This is a genomic window from Klebsiella michiganensis (genome assembly GCF_002925905.1).
GTDB classification, from domain to species: domain Bacteria; phylum Pseudomonadota; class Gammaproteobacteria; order Enterobacterales; family Enterobacteriaceae; genus Klebsiella; species Klebsiella michiganensis.
On sequence record NZ_PRDB01000015.1, the window covers coordinates 91821 to 105305 of the forward strand.

General features: G+C 56.3%; 11 protein-coding genes. 7 read left to right on the top strand and 4 right to left on the bottom strand.

From position 1 onward, the window contains the following. Positions 1-5: 5 nt before the first annotated feature. Positions 6-1235 (bottom strand): amino acid permease, encoded by a 1230-nt coding sequence (locus tag CDA56_RS24620; protein ID WP_014226692.1) that lies wholly within the window; start codon positions 1233-1235, stop codon positions 6-8. A gap of 136 nt (positions 1236-1371) precedes the next feature. After that, positions 1372-1833 (bottom strand): multidrug/biocide efflux PACE transporter, encoded by a 462-nt coding sequence (locus CDA56_RS24625; protein WP_025107400.1) that lies wholly within the window; start codon positions 1831-1833, stop codon positions 1372-1374. A gap of 96 nt (positions 1834-1929) precedes the next feature. Between CDA56_RS24625 and CDA56_RS24630 the strand changes: the two genes are divergently transcribed. The 3 genes from CDA56_RS24630 to CDA56_RS24640 all read left to right on the top strand — a co-directional run bounded on the left by CDA56_RS24630 (position 1930) and on the right by CDA56_RS24640 (position 5049). Then, positions 1930-2802, top strand: coding sequence for a LysR family transcriptional regulator (locus CDA56_RS24630; protein ID WP_014226691.1), 873 nt, complete (start codon positions 1930-1932; stop codon positions 2800-2802). A gap of 130 nt (positions 2803-2932) precedes the next feature. After that, the gene (locus CDA56_RS24635; protein ID WP_009651683.1) at positions 2933-4111 is read left to right on the top strand and encodes an acetyl-CoA C-acetyltransferase; all 1179 of its coding nucleotides are present in this window, start codon (positions 2933-2935) and stop codon (positions 4109-4111) included. Positions 4112-4353: 242 nt separating this feature from the next. Further along, complete coding sequence (locus CDA56_RS24640) at positions 4354-5049, top strand: porin (protein ID WP_032720124.1); 696 nt, start codon at positions 4354-4356, stop codon at positions 5047-5049. 216 nt (positions 5050-5265) lie between these two features. Here CDA56_RS24640 and CDA56_RS24645 read toward each other — a convergent pair whose 3' ends face one another. After that, positions 5266-6441, bottom strand: a complete 1176-nt coding sequence (locus CDA56_RS24645; RefSeq protein ID WP_014226688.1) for an oligogalacturonate lyase family protein — start codon at positions 6439-6441, stop codon at positions 5266-5268. Between the two features lie 542 nt (positions 6442-6983). Here CDA56_RS24645 and kduD point away from each other — a divergent pair. After that, the gene (gene kduD, locus CDA56_RS24650; RefSeq protein ID WP_004124661.1) at positions 6984-7745 is read left to right on the top strand and encodes a 2-dehydro-3-deoxy-D-gluconate 5-dehydrogenase KduD; all 762 of its coding nucleotides are present in this window, start codon (positions 6984-6986) and stop codon (positions 7743-7745) included. A gap of 311 nt (positions 7746-8056) precedes the next feature. Continuing rightward, a complete protein-coding gene (gene araE, locus CDA56_RS24655) occupies positions 8057-9475 on the top strand; it encodes an arabinose-proton symporter AraE (RefSeq protein ID WP_014226687.1) in 1419 nt (472 codons plus the stop codon). Here the strand turns inward: araE and CDA56_RS24660 are convergent, their stop codons facing one another. Next, the gene (locus tag CDA56_RS24660; RefSeq protein ID WP_064378370.1) at positions 9476-10471 is read right to left on the bottom strand and encodes a LacI family DNA-binding transcriptional regulator; all 996 of its coding nucleotides are present in this window, start codon (positions 10469-10471) and stop codon (positions 9476-9478) included. Between the two features lie 240 nt (positions 10472-10711). Between CDA56_RS24660 and CDA56_RS24665 the strand changes: the two genes are divergently transcribed. Both CDA56_RS24665 and CDA56_RS24670 read left to right on the top strand, forming a co-directional pair. Next, complete coding sequence (locus tag CDA56_RS24665) at positions 10712-11953, top strand: MFS transporter (protein ID WP_014226685.1); 1242 nt, start codon at positions 10712-10714, stop codon at positions 11951-11953. An 18-nt stretch (positions 11954-11971) separates the two neighbouring features. Then, the gene (locus CDA56_RS24670; RefSeq protein ID WP_064358569.1) at positions 11972-13405 is read left to right on the top strand and encodes a glycoside hydrolase family 32 protein; all 1434 of its coding nucleotides are present in this window, start codon (positions 11972-11974) and stop codon (positions 13403-13405) included. Positions 13406-13485: the final 80 nt, after the last annotated feature.

Genomic DNA, 13485 nt, shown 5'->3' on the forward strand with positions numbered 1-13485 from the left:
GAGGATTAGCTAAAAAACATCACCGACACGCAGAGCAAACCGACAACCAGGGTAATAAAGCTACCTACCGAGCGGTAGGGCTTCAGCGCCGGAATAAGATACGTGGAGAGGGTTGGCATGATGAACAGGATCATCGCGATAAGCGGGCCGCTGACGGCGTAAATCATTGAGATAGCGTTGGGATTGATAAAGCACACCACGAAGGTCAGCGTCGAAACCAGCAGGATCGACATCGCCCGGTTAAACGCGCGGCTTTTACGAATCCCCGCCTGGGCGAGGGACGTTTTGACGATTTCACTGGCCCCTTCAATCACGCCAAAATAGGTGCCAAGGAACGATTTCGACATCGCCACCACCGCCACAATAATCCCGGTGATCGCCAGCCACGCCGGCGACCCCGGCATCATCGACAGGGCGGAAAGAATCGTGACCCCTTGATGGCGGGCGGTTTCAATATAGCCCGCCGGTATCGACAGCAGGCAGCTGAAGACGAAAAACAGCACGCTGGCGCAGATGAGGGTGTAGGCCACCTTCATGATTTTTTTGCATTTACCCATGGCCTGCTCGCCGTATTTCTCCTGCTGATCGATAGCAAAAGTCGATATGATCGGCGTATGGCTAAAAGCGAAAACCATCACGGGAATCGAGATCCAGATTTGGTGGAACGTGTGCGGGGTCAGCTGCATCTGGCTGGTCAGATAAGCCGGCTGCCAGCTCCCCATTAAATAGATGGAGAGGAACAGGAAACAGGCGATCAGCGGGAAGACTAAAAAGCCCATGACTTTAATCGTGACGTGGCGGCCCATTAAAAAGATCAGATTCAGCACCAGCACCACGCCCAGGCTGAGCAGCGCCCTGACCTGAGAAGTGATGGGCACATGCCTGGAGAGCTGCTCCGCGAGCGAGTTCGTAATGGCGACGGCGTAGATCAGCACCACCACGAAAAAGGCGAGGAAATAGAGGCCGGTAATCAGGCTACCGATCTTTTTACCGTAATAGTGATTAACGGCGCCGGTGATCCCCGCGCCCGGGGCGATGTTGGCGGAGAGAATAAACTGGCTCAGCGCTTTATGCGGCCAGTAGGTTAACGGCCAGGCGACCAGCGCGGTGATGAACAGAACGATAGCGCCCGCGGATCCCAGTTGGATCGGCAAGAATAACGTGCCAGCGCCTACAGCAGTGCCATATAAGGCGAAACTCCAGAGAGTTTCTTCTTTAGACCAAATTTTAGACATTATGCGACTTTATCAACCAGAAAACGAACAAAAAGGAGTGCAATTTATCACATTTATGGATGAGCTGTGGCGATAGTTTCTGGCGCAGAAATGAAGCGGCGGAGCGCCCGTTGCCGGCCGGGCGCTTTGCTAAAGATTACTCGCGGGCGGCGATCCGCTGCTGGCGAACCTTAATGACCCGCTCGCGCAGCATATCCCAGACCCAGTTAAAGGCCATGGTGTAGGGCAGGAAGAACAGCATAAAGCCGATTTCCAGCATAAACGCCTGCATCAGCGAAACGCCCAGCACCAGCGCGACCATCGTGACGCCGATAATAATAAAGCCTGACTCGAAGCCGATCGCGTGCAGCGCGCGGACCCGCAGGGTACGGACGACCCGGGTTACCGGCCACAGCCGGTCGAAGAGGGCGTTATAGATAATGTTCCAGACCATCGCCAGCGTCGCGAGCAGGATACTGAGCCCGCCCATTTCAACGACCGAACGCTGCATGAGCCATGCGGCGGTTGGGGCGAGGATCAGCGTCGCCAGACCTTCAAAGCTTATCGCGTGGATTACCCGTTCCGTCAGCGTTTTGCGCTGGGCGTTGACTTGTTGCATGGCTTGTTGCCTCCGGTCTTTATATGAAATTACCCGGCATTTTATGGATAAATATGATAAACAAAAGATAGTATCCATCGATAAAGTAGATAGTTCATGCGCTATTCTCCCGAAGCTTTAACCGCGTTTGTCGAATCCGTGGCCTGCGGTTCATTCTCTGCCGCGGCGCGGCGGCTGCGCAAAAGCCAGTCCACCATCAGCACCGCAATCGCCAACCTGGAAGCCGATCTTGGCGTGACGTTGTTCGATCGCACCTCCAGACAGCCGACGCTCACGCCGCAGGGCGAACAGGTGTTGAGCTACGTGAAGGCGATTCTGGCGGCCAGCGACAGGCTGGATGAGCTGGCCATTTCGCTGTCTGGCAACACCGAAGCGCGTCTGACCTTTGTGCTCTCCGATACGCTGCATCCCGATGTGCTGGAAGATCTGCTGGCGCAGTTCGATCGTCGTTTTCCGCACACCGAATTTGAGTGCCTGATTGGCGAAGACGACGACGTTATCGATCTGCTGCAAAAGGAGCGGGCGCAGGTGGGGCTGATTGAGGCCAGGGACAGCTATCCGACAGAAATAGGCAGTATCCGGCTGCCGATGCAAACCGAAATGGCTATCTTCGTGGCGCCCCGGCACCCGCTGGCGGCCCAGGGCAGCGTCACCCGCGACGAGCTGTTCAGCTGGCGCGAGCTGCGCCTGAGCACCTATCTGGAAAATACGGCGGAACCGGCGCGCGGTCTGGTATGGTCGGCGCCTAACTATCTGCTGCTGTTCAGCATGGCGGCGCAGGGGTTGGGATGGTGTATTTTGCCCAGCGCGCTGGTGGAGGAGTTCGCCGGGAGCGGAAGCCTGGTGGCGCTGGATATTGCCGGCTGGCCGCGGATGATCTCCACCGATTTGCTGTGGAATAAAAAGGCGCCGCCGGGAGAAGCGGGAAGCTGGCTGCGTCAGCATCTGCAGGGGCACGGGCGCGAATAGGGGCCATTTTTGCCATCGCCGACGATCTTTGTGATTCCCCTCACTTTTTTTAAACAATTGCGAAAATTTTTGATAACAATTCACTACTATGATGCTGTTTCTTTGCGCAGAGGCGGAGCAGAGGTAGAGGATGAAAGATGTCGTAATCGTCGGCGCGTTGCGAACGCCAATCGGCTGTTTTCAGGGCGCGCTGTCGCGTCATTCGGCGGTGGAGCTGGGCAGCGTGGTGGTGAAGGCGCTTGTTGAGCGCAGCGGCGTCGATCCGCAAAGTATTGATGAGGTGATCCTCGGCCAGGTGCTGACGGCAGGAACCGGACAGAATCCGGCGCGTCAGTCGGCGATCCGCGGCGGGCTGCCTAATACCGTTTCTGCTATTACCATCAACGACGTCTGCGGTTCCGGACTGAAGGCGCTGCACCTGGCGACCCAGGCGATTCAGTGCGGCGAAGCGGACGTAGTGATCGCCGGCGGGCAGGAGAATATGAGCCGCGCCCCGCACGTGCTGACCGACAGCCGTACCGGCGCCCAGTTGGGCAATAGCCAGCTTATCGACAGCCTTGTCCACGATGGCCTGTGGGATGCGTTTAACGACTACCATATGGGCGTGACGGCGGAGAACCTGGCGCGCGAGTATGGCATCAGCCGTGAACTGCAGGATGCGTGGGCGCTTAGCTCGCAGCACAAAGCGCGGCGGGCGATTGATTCCGGACGCTTTCGCGATGAAATCGTGCCGGTGACCAGCGAACTCAACGGTATTCCGCGCCTGGTGGATACCGATGAGCAGCCGCGCGTCGACCCCAGCGCAGAAGCGCTGGCCAGTCTGCTGCCGACCTTTGACCAGCAGGGCTCGGTCACCGCCGGCAATGCCTCAAGCATTAACGATGGCGCGGCGGCGGTGATGATGATGAGCGAAGCTAAAGCCGAGGAGCTGGGGCTGCCGATTCTGGCGCGGATCCGCGCTTTTGCCAGCGTGGGGGTCGATCCGGCGCTGATGGGGATCGCGCCGGTCCATGCCACCCGTCGCTGCCTTGAACGCGCGGGCTGGAAGCTGGATGAAGTCGATCTTATCGAAGCCAACGAAGCCTTTGCCGCTCAGGCCATTTCGGTGGGCAGGGTACTGGAATGGGACGAGCGGCGGGTGAACGTGAACGGCGGCGCCATTGCGCTGGGCCACCCGATTGGCGCTTCCGGCTGCCGCATTCTGGTTTCCCTGGTGCACGAGATGATTAAACGCGATGCCCGCAAAGGGCTGGCCACGCTATGCATCGGCGGCGGCCAGGGCGTGGCGCTGGCAGTTGAACGCGAATAAGCCCCTTCTGATATATGCGTTAACTGAGCCTCCCTGTGGAGGCTTTTTTTTGCTTCCCGCCAGCCGTTACCCTGTCAAAAATTCCTTTCTGACGCGCTATTTTGTTGAGCGTTGTCACGTCTTTCTGTGCCACCTTTTTTGAAACAAATATTTACGATCGCGATCACTAAAACATTATTGCCTAAAAAATAAAATACGGTTTTATAAAAACGAAACGATATTTTAATTATGAGGGGTAATTTATGTTCGCAAGATCTCTGGCCCTTGCTGCACTCTGTGGCATGTCTTTCGCGGCTTCAGCCGTCACGGTAGATTTACGTCACGAATTCATTGACGGCGGCAAATCGGATAAGAGCAACGCCGACCGCGTCTCCGTCTCCCATCGTTTCGCTAACGGCTTTGGCTTCTCCGTTGAGGCGAAGTGGAAGTCGGGCGGCGATAACACCAGCCAGCCTTATTCAGATTTCGTCGGTAATGGTCATGAAGAGAGCATTACCTGGCAGTGGAAGGCGAATAAAAACTTCTCGGTCACGCCGGGGTTCAATATTGAAAGTAACGATAGCCGCTCGATCTACAAGCCAAACCTGCGCGTGCAGTACAGCTTCGATAATGGCTTCTACGTCGCAGCCCGCTATCGTTACGACTATACCCGCTACCCGGCGAATGCAGGGAAAGATGATGACAAAGTTAACCGCGGCGATGCGTGGGCCGGTTACGTCTTCGGCGACTGGCGTACGGAGCTGAACTACGTTTATGCGCGCAGTACCGAAGGGGTTAAGCGCAACGACAACAAACCGTACTCGCAGGAGTACAATCTCAAGGTTGCCTACAAGCTGGATAAAAACTGGGCGCCGTATGGCGAGCTCGGCAACGTTGGCGTCAACGATCGCAGCGACCGCCAGACCCGTTTCCGCGTAGGTGTTGCCTACTCGTTCTAACTTAAAAAATGTCCTCATCGTTTACCCCGGAGCGGTCAGCCGGGGTTTTCCGTTGGTATGAATCCCTCTTCCCGGAGCGGCGCAATGCGCCCCATCGGCACGGAATGTAGCCCGGATAAGCGCAGCGCGATCCGGGGAAAACGCCGGGCATAAAAAAGCCCTCCGAAAGGAGGGCAAGGCCAGTTACAGAAACACTAACTCAAACAGTGGCTAACGCTATGCCTTCAGCATCTCAGGCTGGGGCGGCAGCTTCGCGATATACACGGCAGGTTTGCCGTCTTTATCGGAGCTGAACAAAATGGCGCTATCGTCCGGCGTAAAGGACGGGTGCGGGTGGGTAACCTGGCGACTATTGGCCACGGTTGCCCACGAGGTATCGTGACGCGCAACGCGGAAATAGGCCTGCTTCGCGACATCGAAAGCGTACAGATACGGGTCGTTATCAATGGTGTAGCCGCTGGTGTCTTTGACGTCCACCGGGGTACCGGAACCATCGCCAACCAGCATCGTGCCGTCAAAGTTACTCATCAGATGCGAACAGGCCGGCATCTGCATCACCGCTTCATTAACGCCGGTATCCGGGTTGAAGCTGTAGATCGTCCGGCCCTGCTGGCCCTTCAGATAAGAGACGTACACCAGCGCGGAGCCGTTCGGTACCCAGAATTCGTGGGTGCAGCTTTCGCCTTCCGCATGCGCTTTGACTTTACGCACGTTGCTACCGTCTTCATTTACCATCCACATCCGCGCATCGACCAGGTCATGCGGCCCTTCATGGCAGAAGGCGACGGTATGGTCATCGAACGGACGATAAATCGGATGGCCCAGCCATTTCCTCTCTTCGTGGATCACGCTGCTTTCGCCGGTTTGCAGGTCGACGCGCAGCAGGCGGCAGTGGGGACCTTTGTGGAAGAAATCATGGAAGATCTGCCAGTCGTTGAGCGGCGTCCAGTCGCTTTTGGCAATCTCGATGCCAACCAGTTTGGTGCAATCGCTGTTGGCCACCCAGGTACCGTAGCCCACCCAGTCATCGGCGACGCGATACACTTCACGCTCTTGCAGCGTGGTGAGGTTAACCTCCAGCAGCGTACGGTCGTTCTTCACGTAATAAAGGGATTTATCATCCGGAGAAAGGAAACCACCAAACGTGTTATCACCGGCGCCTTCCGTTAGCTGCACCGCCTCGGCCTTTGCGAGGTCCAGCAGATAGTAGTTCCAGTTGCCGTCGAATTCGCCGGCAAACAGCAGGTGGCTGCCATCGTTAAAAAAACACTTCTGATAGAAATAGTTACGATGACAGGTTACTTCCGGTGGGGTTAAGCGGGTGATCTCCGCGCCGGTGTCCGGATCGCGGCTGACGTCATAATTCAGTTTAACCCGCATGCCTTTAGCCATGATGTACTCCTTTTCCTTCCTGAGATGTCGCCCGCCTGCGTTGACCGGCCAGTGGAAGTAGATTTAAAAGATGGGTGTTAATTTATCAAAACATCGTTTCATTATTTGTGATGGCGGACGCAATTCGCAACAACTTCTTGCTATAGATCGCCTTTTTTTGCTGACAGTACGGCCAGCATCCCCGCGCTCTTTGTTTTCCTGCCGTTTTTTTTCGATCCGCCGTCTTTTTTTAAAGTTTGAATAACTCATTGTATTTTATTGAATTAAATAGGATTTTCACGGTTTATCAATCACCGCTTCGTGATCTGTTTTGCATTTTTAACATTTAACAGTCTTAAAATTGAAACGATGTTTTAATAATAATTGAAAATGACTTTAGCCGGGGCTAAGATGTGCTCACTGTAAAACGGAACTCTGTTTTATTTTTAGAAGGGGCAATCCCTGCGAGTTCTTCAAACCATAAGGGTCTGCACAAGCCGCAGGCTGGACTATCAGAACCTTGCCTGTACCTACACAGGCTCTGAAAGATTAAGGAACCAAGTATGATTCTCGACGCATTCTCCCTGCAGGGCAAAGTAGCCGTGGTGAGCGGCTGTGATACGGGTCTGGGCCAGGGCATGGCGGTGGGCCTGGCGGAAGCCGGTTGCGATATCGTGGGTATCAATATTGTTGAACCGACGGAAACTATTGAGCGCGTCACGGCGCTGGGCCGTCGTTTCCTCAGCCTGACCGCCGATCTGCGCCAGATTGACGGTATCCCGCAGCTGCTGGAGCGCGCGGTGGCGGAGTTCGGCCATATCGACATCCTGGTTAACAACGCCGGCCTGATCCGTCGCGAAGACGCGATCGAATTCAGCGAGAAAAACTGGGACGACGTGATGAACCTGAACATTAAGAGCGTGTTCTTTATGTCTCAGGCGGCGGCGAAGCACTTTATTGCCCAGGGGACCGGCGGCAAGATTATCAATATTGCCTCGATGCTCTCTTTCCAGGGCGGGATCCGCGTACCTTCCTACACGGCGTCAAAAAGCGCGGTGATGGGCGTGACTCGTCTGCTGGCGAACGAGTGGGCGAAGCACGGCATCAACGTCAACGCGCTGGCGCCGGGCTATATGGCGACCAACAATACCCAGCAGCTGCGCGCCGACGAACAGCGCAGCAGCGAGATCCTCGACCGTATCCCGGCGGGACGCTGGGGTCTGCCGAGCGACCTGATGGGGCCGGTGGTCTTCCTGGCCTCCAGCGCTTCTGACTACATCAATGGCTACACCGTCGCGGTGGATGGCGGCTGGCTGGCGCGCTAATATTTGCCGCGTTATCAGCGCAAAATGGAACCCTGCTTCGGCAGGGTTTTTTTATATCTGAATAACAATTGTCCATATGATGAAACTGAAATAGTCCATATGGTTTATTTGTTTTTGAGGTAAGTATCTATATGTAACAGGGGTTGTTGAAGATGAAATGTTTATTTTCTGCTCTTCTGAAAGTTGAATGTCCATCACAAAACCATTGTCTGTAGCAACTTAATCCATATCTTTGGCGTGTCCTGCCTGACACCTTACGCCGCCGATCCCGTAGTTTCATCGTATGTCTTACTTCGTCTGGCAGGAAAAAAATGACCACTCTCAGTCACGACTCTACAACCATGCCGCGTACGCAGCGCGATACCCGGCGCATGAATCAGTTTGTCTCCATTGCCGCCGCGGTGGCAGGGTTGCTGTTTGGCCTCGATATCGGGGTGATTGCCGGGGCGCTGCCCTTTATTACCGATCATTTTGTTTTATCCAGCCGCCTGCAGGAGTGGGTGGTGAGCAGCATGATGCTGGGAGCCGCCATCGGCGCGTTATTTAACGGCTGGCTCTCTTTCCGCCTCGGGCGCAAATACAGCCTGATGGTGGGGGCGGTGCTGTTCGTTGCCGGCTCCGTGGGCTCCGCGTTTGCGACCAGCGTCGAAATGCTGCTGGTGGCAAGGATCGTTCTCGGGGTCGCCGTGGGGATCGCCTCTTATACCGCACCGCTGTACCTGTCGGAAATGGCGAGCGAAAACGTGCGCGGCAAGATGATCAGCATGTATCAGCTGATGGTGACGCTGGGTATCGTGATGGCGTTTCTCTCCGACACCGCGTTCAGCTACAGCGGCAACTGGCGAGCGATGCTTGGCGTACTGGCGCTGCCGGCGGTGGTGCTGATTATTCTGGTGATCTTCCTGCCGAACAGCCCGCGCTGGCTGGCGGAAAAAGGGCGTCACGTGGAAGCGGAAGAGGTGCTGCGGATGCTGCGCGACACGTCAGAAAAAGCCCGTGACGAGCTCAACGAGATCCGCGAAAGCCTGAAGCTGAAGCAGGGCGGCTGGGCGCTGTTTAAGGTCAACCGCAACGTGCGGCGGGCGGTATTCCTCGGCATGCTGTTGCAGGCGATGCAGCAGTTTACCGGTATGAATATCATCATGTACTACGCGCCGCGCATCTTTAAAATGGCGGGCTTCACCACCACCGAACAGCAGATGGTCGCGACCCTGGTGGTTGGCCTGACCTTTATGTTCGCTACCTTTATCGCCGTCTTTACCGTCGATAAGGCCGGACGTAAGCCGGCGCTGAAAATCGGTTTTAGCGTGATGGCCATCGGCACGCTGGTGCTGGGCTACTGTCTGATGCAGTTTGATAACGGCACCGCCTCCAGCGGTCTCTCCTGGCTGTCGGTGGGGATGACCATGATGTGTATTGCCGGCTATGCGATGAGCGCCGCGCCGGTGGTGTGGATCCTGTGTTCGGAAATTCAGCCGCTGAAGTGCCGCGATTTCGGCATCACCTGCTCAACCACCACCAACTGGGTGTCGAACATGATTATCGGCGCGACCTTCCTGACGCTGCTGGACGCGATCGGCGCAGCAGGAACCTTCTGGCTTTACACCGCGCTGAACGTCGCCTTTATCGGCGTGACGTTCTGGCTGATCCCGGAAACCAAAAACGTCACCCTGGAGCATATTGAACGCAGGCTGATGTCCGGCGAGAAGCTGCGCAATATCGGCAATTAATTACAACGACTCGCGCGGCAGCCACGGGCTGGCTACTTTTACCGTCTCCCGATGGCTGTCGCCGTTAATAATGTGCTGGGCGCTCAGGCGCCCGATATCATAGTGCGGTAGCTGCACCGTTGAGAGCGACGGGAAAAACAGATCGCCAATCCCCACCATATTGTCATAACCCACCACCGCCACATCCTGCGGAATACGCAGCCCGCGCGCCAGCAGCGTCTGATAGACCATAAACGCGATGCGGTCGTTGCCGCAAATCACCGAGTCGAACTGCGGCTTGCGCTGTTGAATATGGGCCAGCACGACAGCGGGAATATCGCGATAGTGCTCATCGCCGTAGGCCATATAGCAGTGAGCGAGCGTATCCGGGTCAATACCCGCTTCCCGGCAGGCGCGTTCCAGCCCCTGACGGCGGCGGACGGTCGCCAGATGATTCGCCGGCAGATGCAGGCACAGCGGCCGGCGATAGCCCGCGGCCAGTAGAGCCTGCACCGCCGTATACTGACCCTGTTCGTCGTCTGGGATATAGCTGGCCACCGGGTCGTGCAGGCTTTCGCAGTTGGCCAGCACGCAGGGGAGGGTTAACAGCTTGGCCGGTAGCGGTACCTGACGCAGACCCATCGTGGTGTAGATAATGCCGTCCGGACGATGGGAGAGCAGCAGGTCGACGATAGCGTCCGGGCTATCGTCAGAGAACATGTTGACCACGAAGCTGTTCCAGCCGTGCGCTCGCGCGGTCTCTTCGATGGAGAGCGTAATCTCCACCGAAAACGGCGTGGTGACGGTATCCAGCGCCAGTACACCGATGGTGTTTGGCGTCGCGTGAGCGCCGCGGATTTTCTTCGCCGACAGGTCGGGGACGTAGTTGGTCTCTTCGATAGCCGCCTGGACCCGAGCCAGGGTCTCCGGCTTGAGCCTTTCCGGGCTATTAAGCGCCCGGGAGACCGTCATTAGCGAGACATTCGCCAGCTTTGCTACATCCTTCAGAGATGCCATATTAAGTGCTCCACCCTTGCCGCCAGCAGCGGGGTCAACTAAGTTACTGATGTAAAAGGATCATACAATATTCTATCGTACACGTAGCGCGAGCGAAGAAGGTGAATATTTGATCGAGATCTCATCTCCTTTATGTTAACGTTAACTTTTGTGATTAACATCATGAATCGCAACAAAACGAAGTGAGTTTCGCTTTTTGTTAACGTTACCATAATAGCATTACTCCAACATGAGAATGTCATGATGAAAGCGCATCACTCTCACAGCTATCCGTTACTCAGTGCGTTACTCTTTTTCTTTTTCGTGACCTGGTCCTCTTCAGGTTCGCTGCTCTCTATCTGGCTACATCAGGAAGTGGGACTTAAGCCGGGGGATACGGGAATTATCTTCTCAGTGCTTTCCGTCTCCGCGCTTTTCGCCCAGGTGTGCTACGGCTTTATTCAGGACAAACTCGGCCTGCGTAAAAATTTGCTCTGGTACATCACCGTACTGCTGATCCTCTCCGGCCCGGCCTATATGGCGTTTGGCTACCTCCTCAAAATTAACGTCTTACTCGGCAGCATCTTCGGCGGGATTTATATCGGACTGACCTTTAACGGCGGTATCGGCGTGCTGGAATCCTACACCGAGCGCGTCGCGCGCCAGAGCCAGTTTGAATTCGGCAAGGCGCGGATGTGGGGCTCGCTGGGCTGGGCGGTGGCGACCTTCTTCGCCGGTTTGTTGTTCAACATTAACCCGCACTTAAACTTCGCGGTGGCCAGCTGCTCCGGACTGGTCTTTTTTTTCCTACTGGCGCGACTGCGGGTCTCTTCCGCGCCGCATGCCATGCAGGAGGCGGTATCCGGCGGTAAAGTCACGCTGGAAGACGCCCTGCGTCTGCTGACCCTGCCGCGCTTTTGGGCGCTGGTCTTCTTCGTCATCGGCACCTGTATCTACGGCGTTTATGACCAGCAGTTCCCGGTCTACTTCTCTTCCCAGTTCCCGACCCTGCAGGAAGGCAACGCGATGTACGGCTACCTGAACTCGTTCCAGGTGTTCCTGGAAGCCGCCGGTATGTTCTGCGCACCGTGGCTGGTTAACCGCGTCGGCGCGAAAAACGGCCTGATCTTCGCCGGAATGGTGATGGCCATGCGTATGGTGGCTTCCGGGCTGGTGGAGGGGCCGCTGCTGATCTCCATCACCAAGCTGCTCCACGCCGTCGAACTGCCGGTACTGCTGGTATCTATCTTTAAATACAACAGCTTAAACTTCGACAAGCGTCTTTCATCCACGCTGTATCTGGTCGGCTTTGCCTGCACCAGCTCGGTTATCGCGACGGTTCTGTCGCCGCTCGCTGGCTATAGCTATGAGAAATACGGCTTCGCCCAGTCCTATCTGATTATGGGACTGCTGGTGTTCTGCACCACCTTTATCTCCATCTTCTTGTTGCGCTCCAGTAAGTCCTCTTCGGACCCGCTAATGCCGCAAACTTCCGCTATCTGAATCAAAAGAGTAATGAATATGACGTATTCAATTTCCCGGGCTGAGCAAGAACTGCAGGCTAAACATGAACAGCTGAACCTGCGCTGGTATCCGCGCTATCACCTGGCCGCCCGTGCGGGCTGGATCAACGATCCCAATGGCCTGGTCTGGTTTGACGGCTGGTACCACGCGTTTTACCAGCACCATCCGTACTCCACCAAATGGGGGCCGATGCACTGGGGCCACGCGCGCAGTAAAGATCTGGTGCACTGGGAGCATCTGCCGGTGGCGCTGGCCCCGGAAGGCCCGGAGGATAAAGACGGCTGCTTCTCCGGCTCCGCGGTGGTGGATGGCGATACGCTGGCATTGATTTATACCGGGCATAAATTTCATGGCGATCCCAGCGATGAAGCCAACCTTTATCAGGTGCAATGTCTGGCTACCAGCCGCGACGGCATTCACTTCGAGCGCCAGGGGATCGTGGTCGACACTCCGCCGGGCATGCACCATTTCCGCGACCCGAAAGTGTGGCGAGAAGGGGACAGCTGGTACATGATCGTTGGCGCTCGCGATGGCGACACCGGCCAGGTGCGGCTGTATCGTTCAGCCGATCTGCGCCAGTGGCAGGATGCTGGCGTCCTCGATGAGGCGGAAAAAGAGATGGGCTACATGTGGGAATGCCCGGACTTCTTCGCCCTCAACGGCAAGCATATTCTGATGTTCTCTCCGCAGGGGCTGGCGGCTAAAGGCTATCAAAACCGCAACCTGTTCCAGAGCGGCTATCTGCTCGGTGAATGGCGGCCGGGGCAGGCGTTTGTGCGTGAGGGCGAGTTTGTGGAAATGGATCACGGCCACGACTTTTATGCCCCGCAAAGCTTCCTCACTCCCGACGGCCGCCGCATTGTCATCGGCTGGCTGGATATGTGGGAGTCGCCGCTGCCGGAGCAGCAGGACGGCTGGGCAGGCATGCTGTCGCTGCCGCGTGAACTGAGCCTGAGCGCGGATAATCGACTGCAGATGCGTCCGGCGAAAGAGGTCGAGAGCATGCGCGGCGCCAGCTTCCCGTGGCCGGTGACGACCCTGAAAAACCAGCAGACCACGATGGTGGAGAACTGCGAAGCGATGGAGGTGATCCTGCACTGGGATGGCCTGAACAGCAGCGCCGAGCAGTATGGCCTCAGCTTCGGCGAAGGTTTGCGCGTTTACGTGGATGCGCAGATGCAGCGCCTGGTGCTCGAGCGGCACTATCCGCAGCATGGCCTGTGCGGCACCCGCAGCGTCCCGTTGAATGAAGGCGCCGATTTGAAGCTAAGGATATTCTTCGATAGCTCTTCCGTCGAAGTGTTTGTTAATGATGGCGAGGCCTGTCTTAGCAGTCGTATATATCCGGATGCCGATCGTCGCGAATTGGCTTTATTTGCCTGGAACGGTTCGGCGTATTTAACTGAAGCCGGCGCCTGGCAGCTGGAATAAGCTTTACTGAATAGTTGTTAATAACCCGTCTTCGACGATGGGCGGGTTATTATTGTCACTGTCGTCGAGCTTTACCCATA

Bases quoted from the DNA above. Each gene is read 5' to 3' on its own strand.
- CDA56_RS24620 (WP_014226692.1), bottom strand. From the start codon at position 1,235: ATGTCTAAAATTTGGTCTAAAGAAGAAACTCTCTGGAGTTTCGCCTTA.
- CDA56_RS24625 (WP_025107400.1), bottom strand. From the start codon at position 1,833: ATGCAACAAGTCAACGCCCAGCGCAAAACGCTGACGGAACGGGTAATC.
- CDA56_RS24630 (WP_014226691.1), top strand. From the start codon at position 1,930: ATGCGCTATTCTCCCGAAGCTTTAACCGCGTTTGTCGAATCCGTGGCC.
- CDA56_RS24635 (WP_009651683.1), top strand. From the start codon at position 2,933: ATGAAAGATGTCGTAATCGTCGGCGCGTTGCGAACGCCAATCGGCTGT.
- CDA56_RS24640 (WP_032720124.1), top strand. From the start codon at position 4,354: ATGTTCGCAAGATCTCTGGCCCTTGCTGCACTCTGTGGCATGTCTTTC.
- CDA56_RS24645 (WP_014226688.1), bottom strand. From the start codon at position 6,441: ATGGCTAAAGGCATGCGGGTTAAACTGAATTATGACGTCAGCCGCGAT.
- kduD (WP_004124661.1), top strand. From the start codon at position 6,984: ATGATTCTCGACGCATTCTCCCTGCAGGGCAAAGTAGCCGTGGTGAGC.
- araE (WP_014226687.1), top strand. From the start codon at position 8,057: ATGACCACTCTCAGTCACGACTCTACAACCATGCCGCGTACGCAGCGC.
- CDA56_RS24660 (WP_064378370.1), bottom strand. From the start codon at position 10,471: ATGGCATCTCTGAAGGATGTAGCAAAGCTGGCGAATGTCTCGCTAATG.
- CDA56_RS24665 (WP_014226685.1), top strand. From the start codon at position 10,712: ATGATGAAAGCGCATCACTCTCACAGCTATCCGTTACTCAGTGCGTTA.
- CDA56_RS24670 (WP_064358569.1), top strand. From the start codon at position 11,972: ATGACGTATTCAATTTCCCGGGCTGAGCAAGAACTGCAGGCTAAACAT.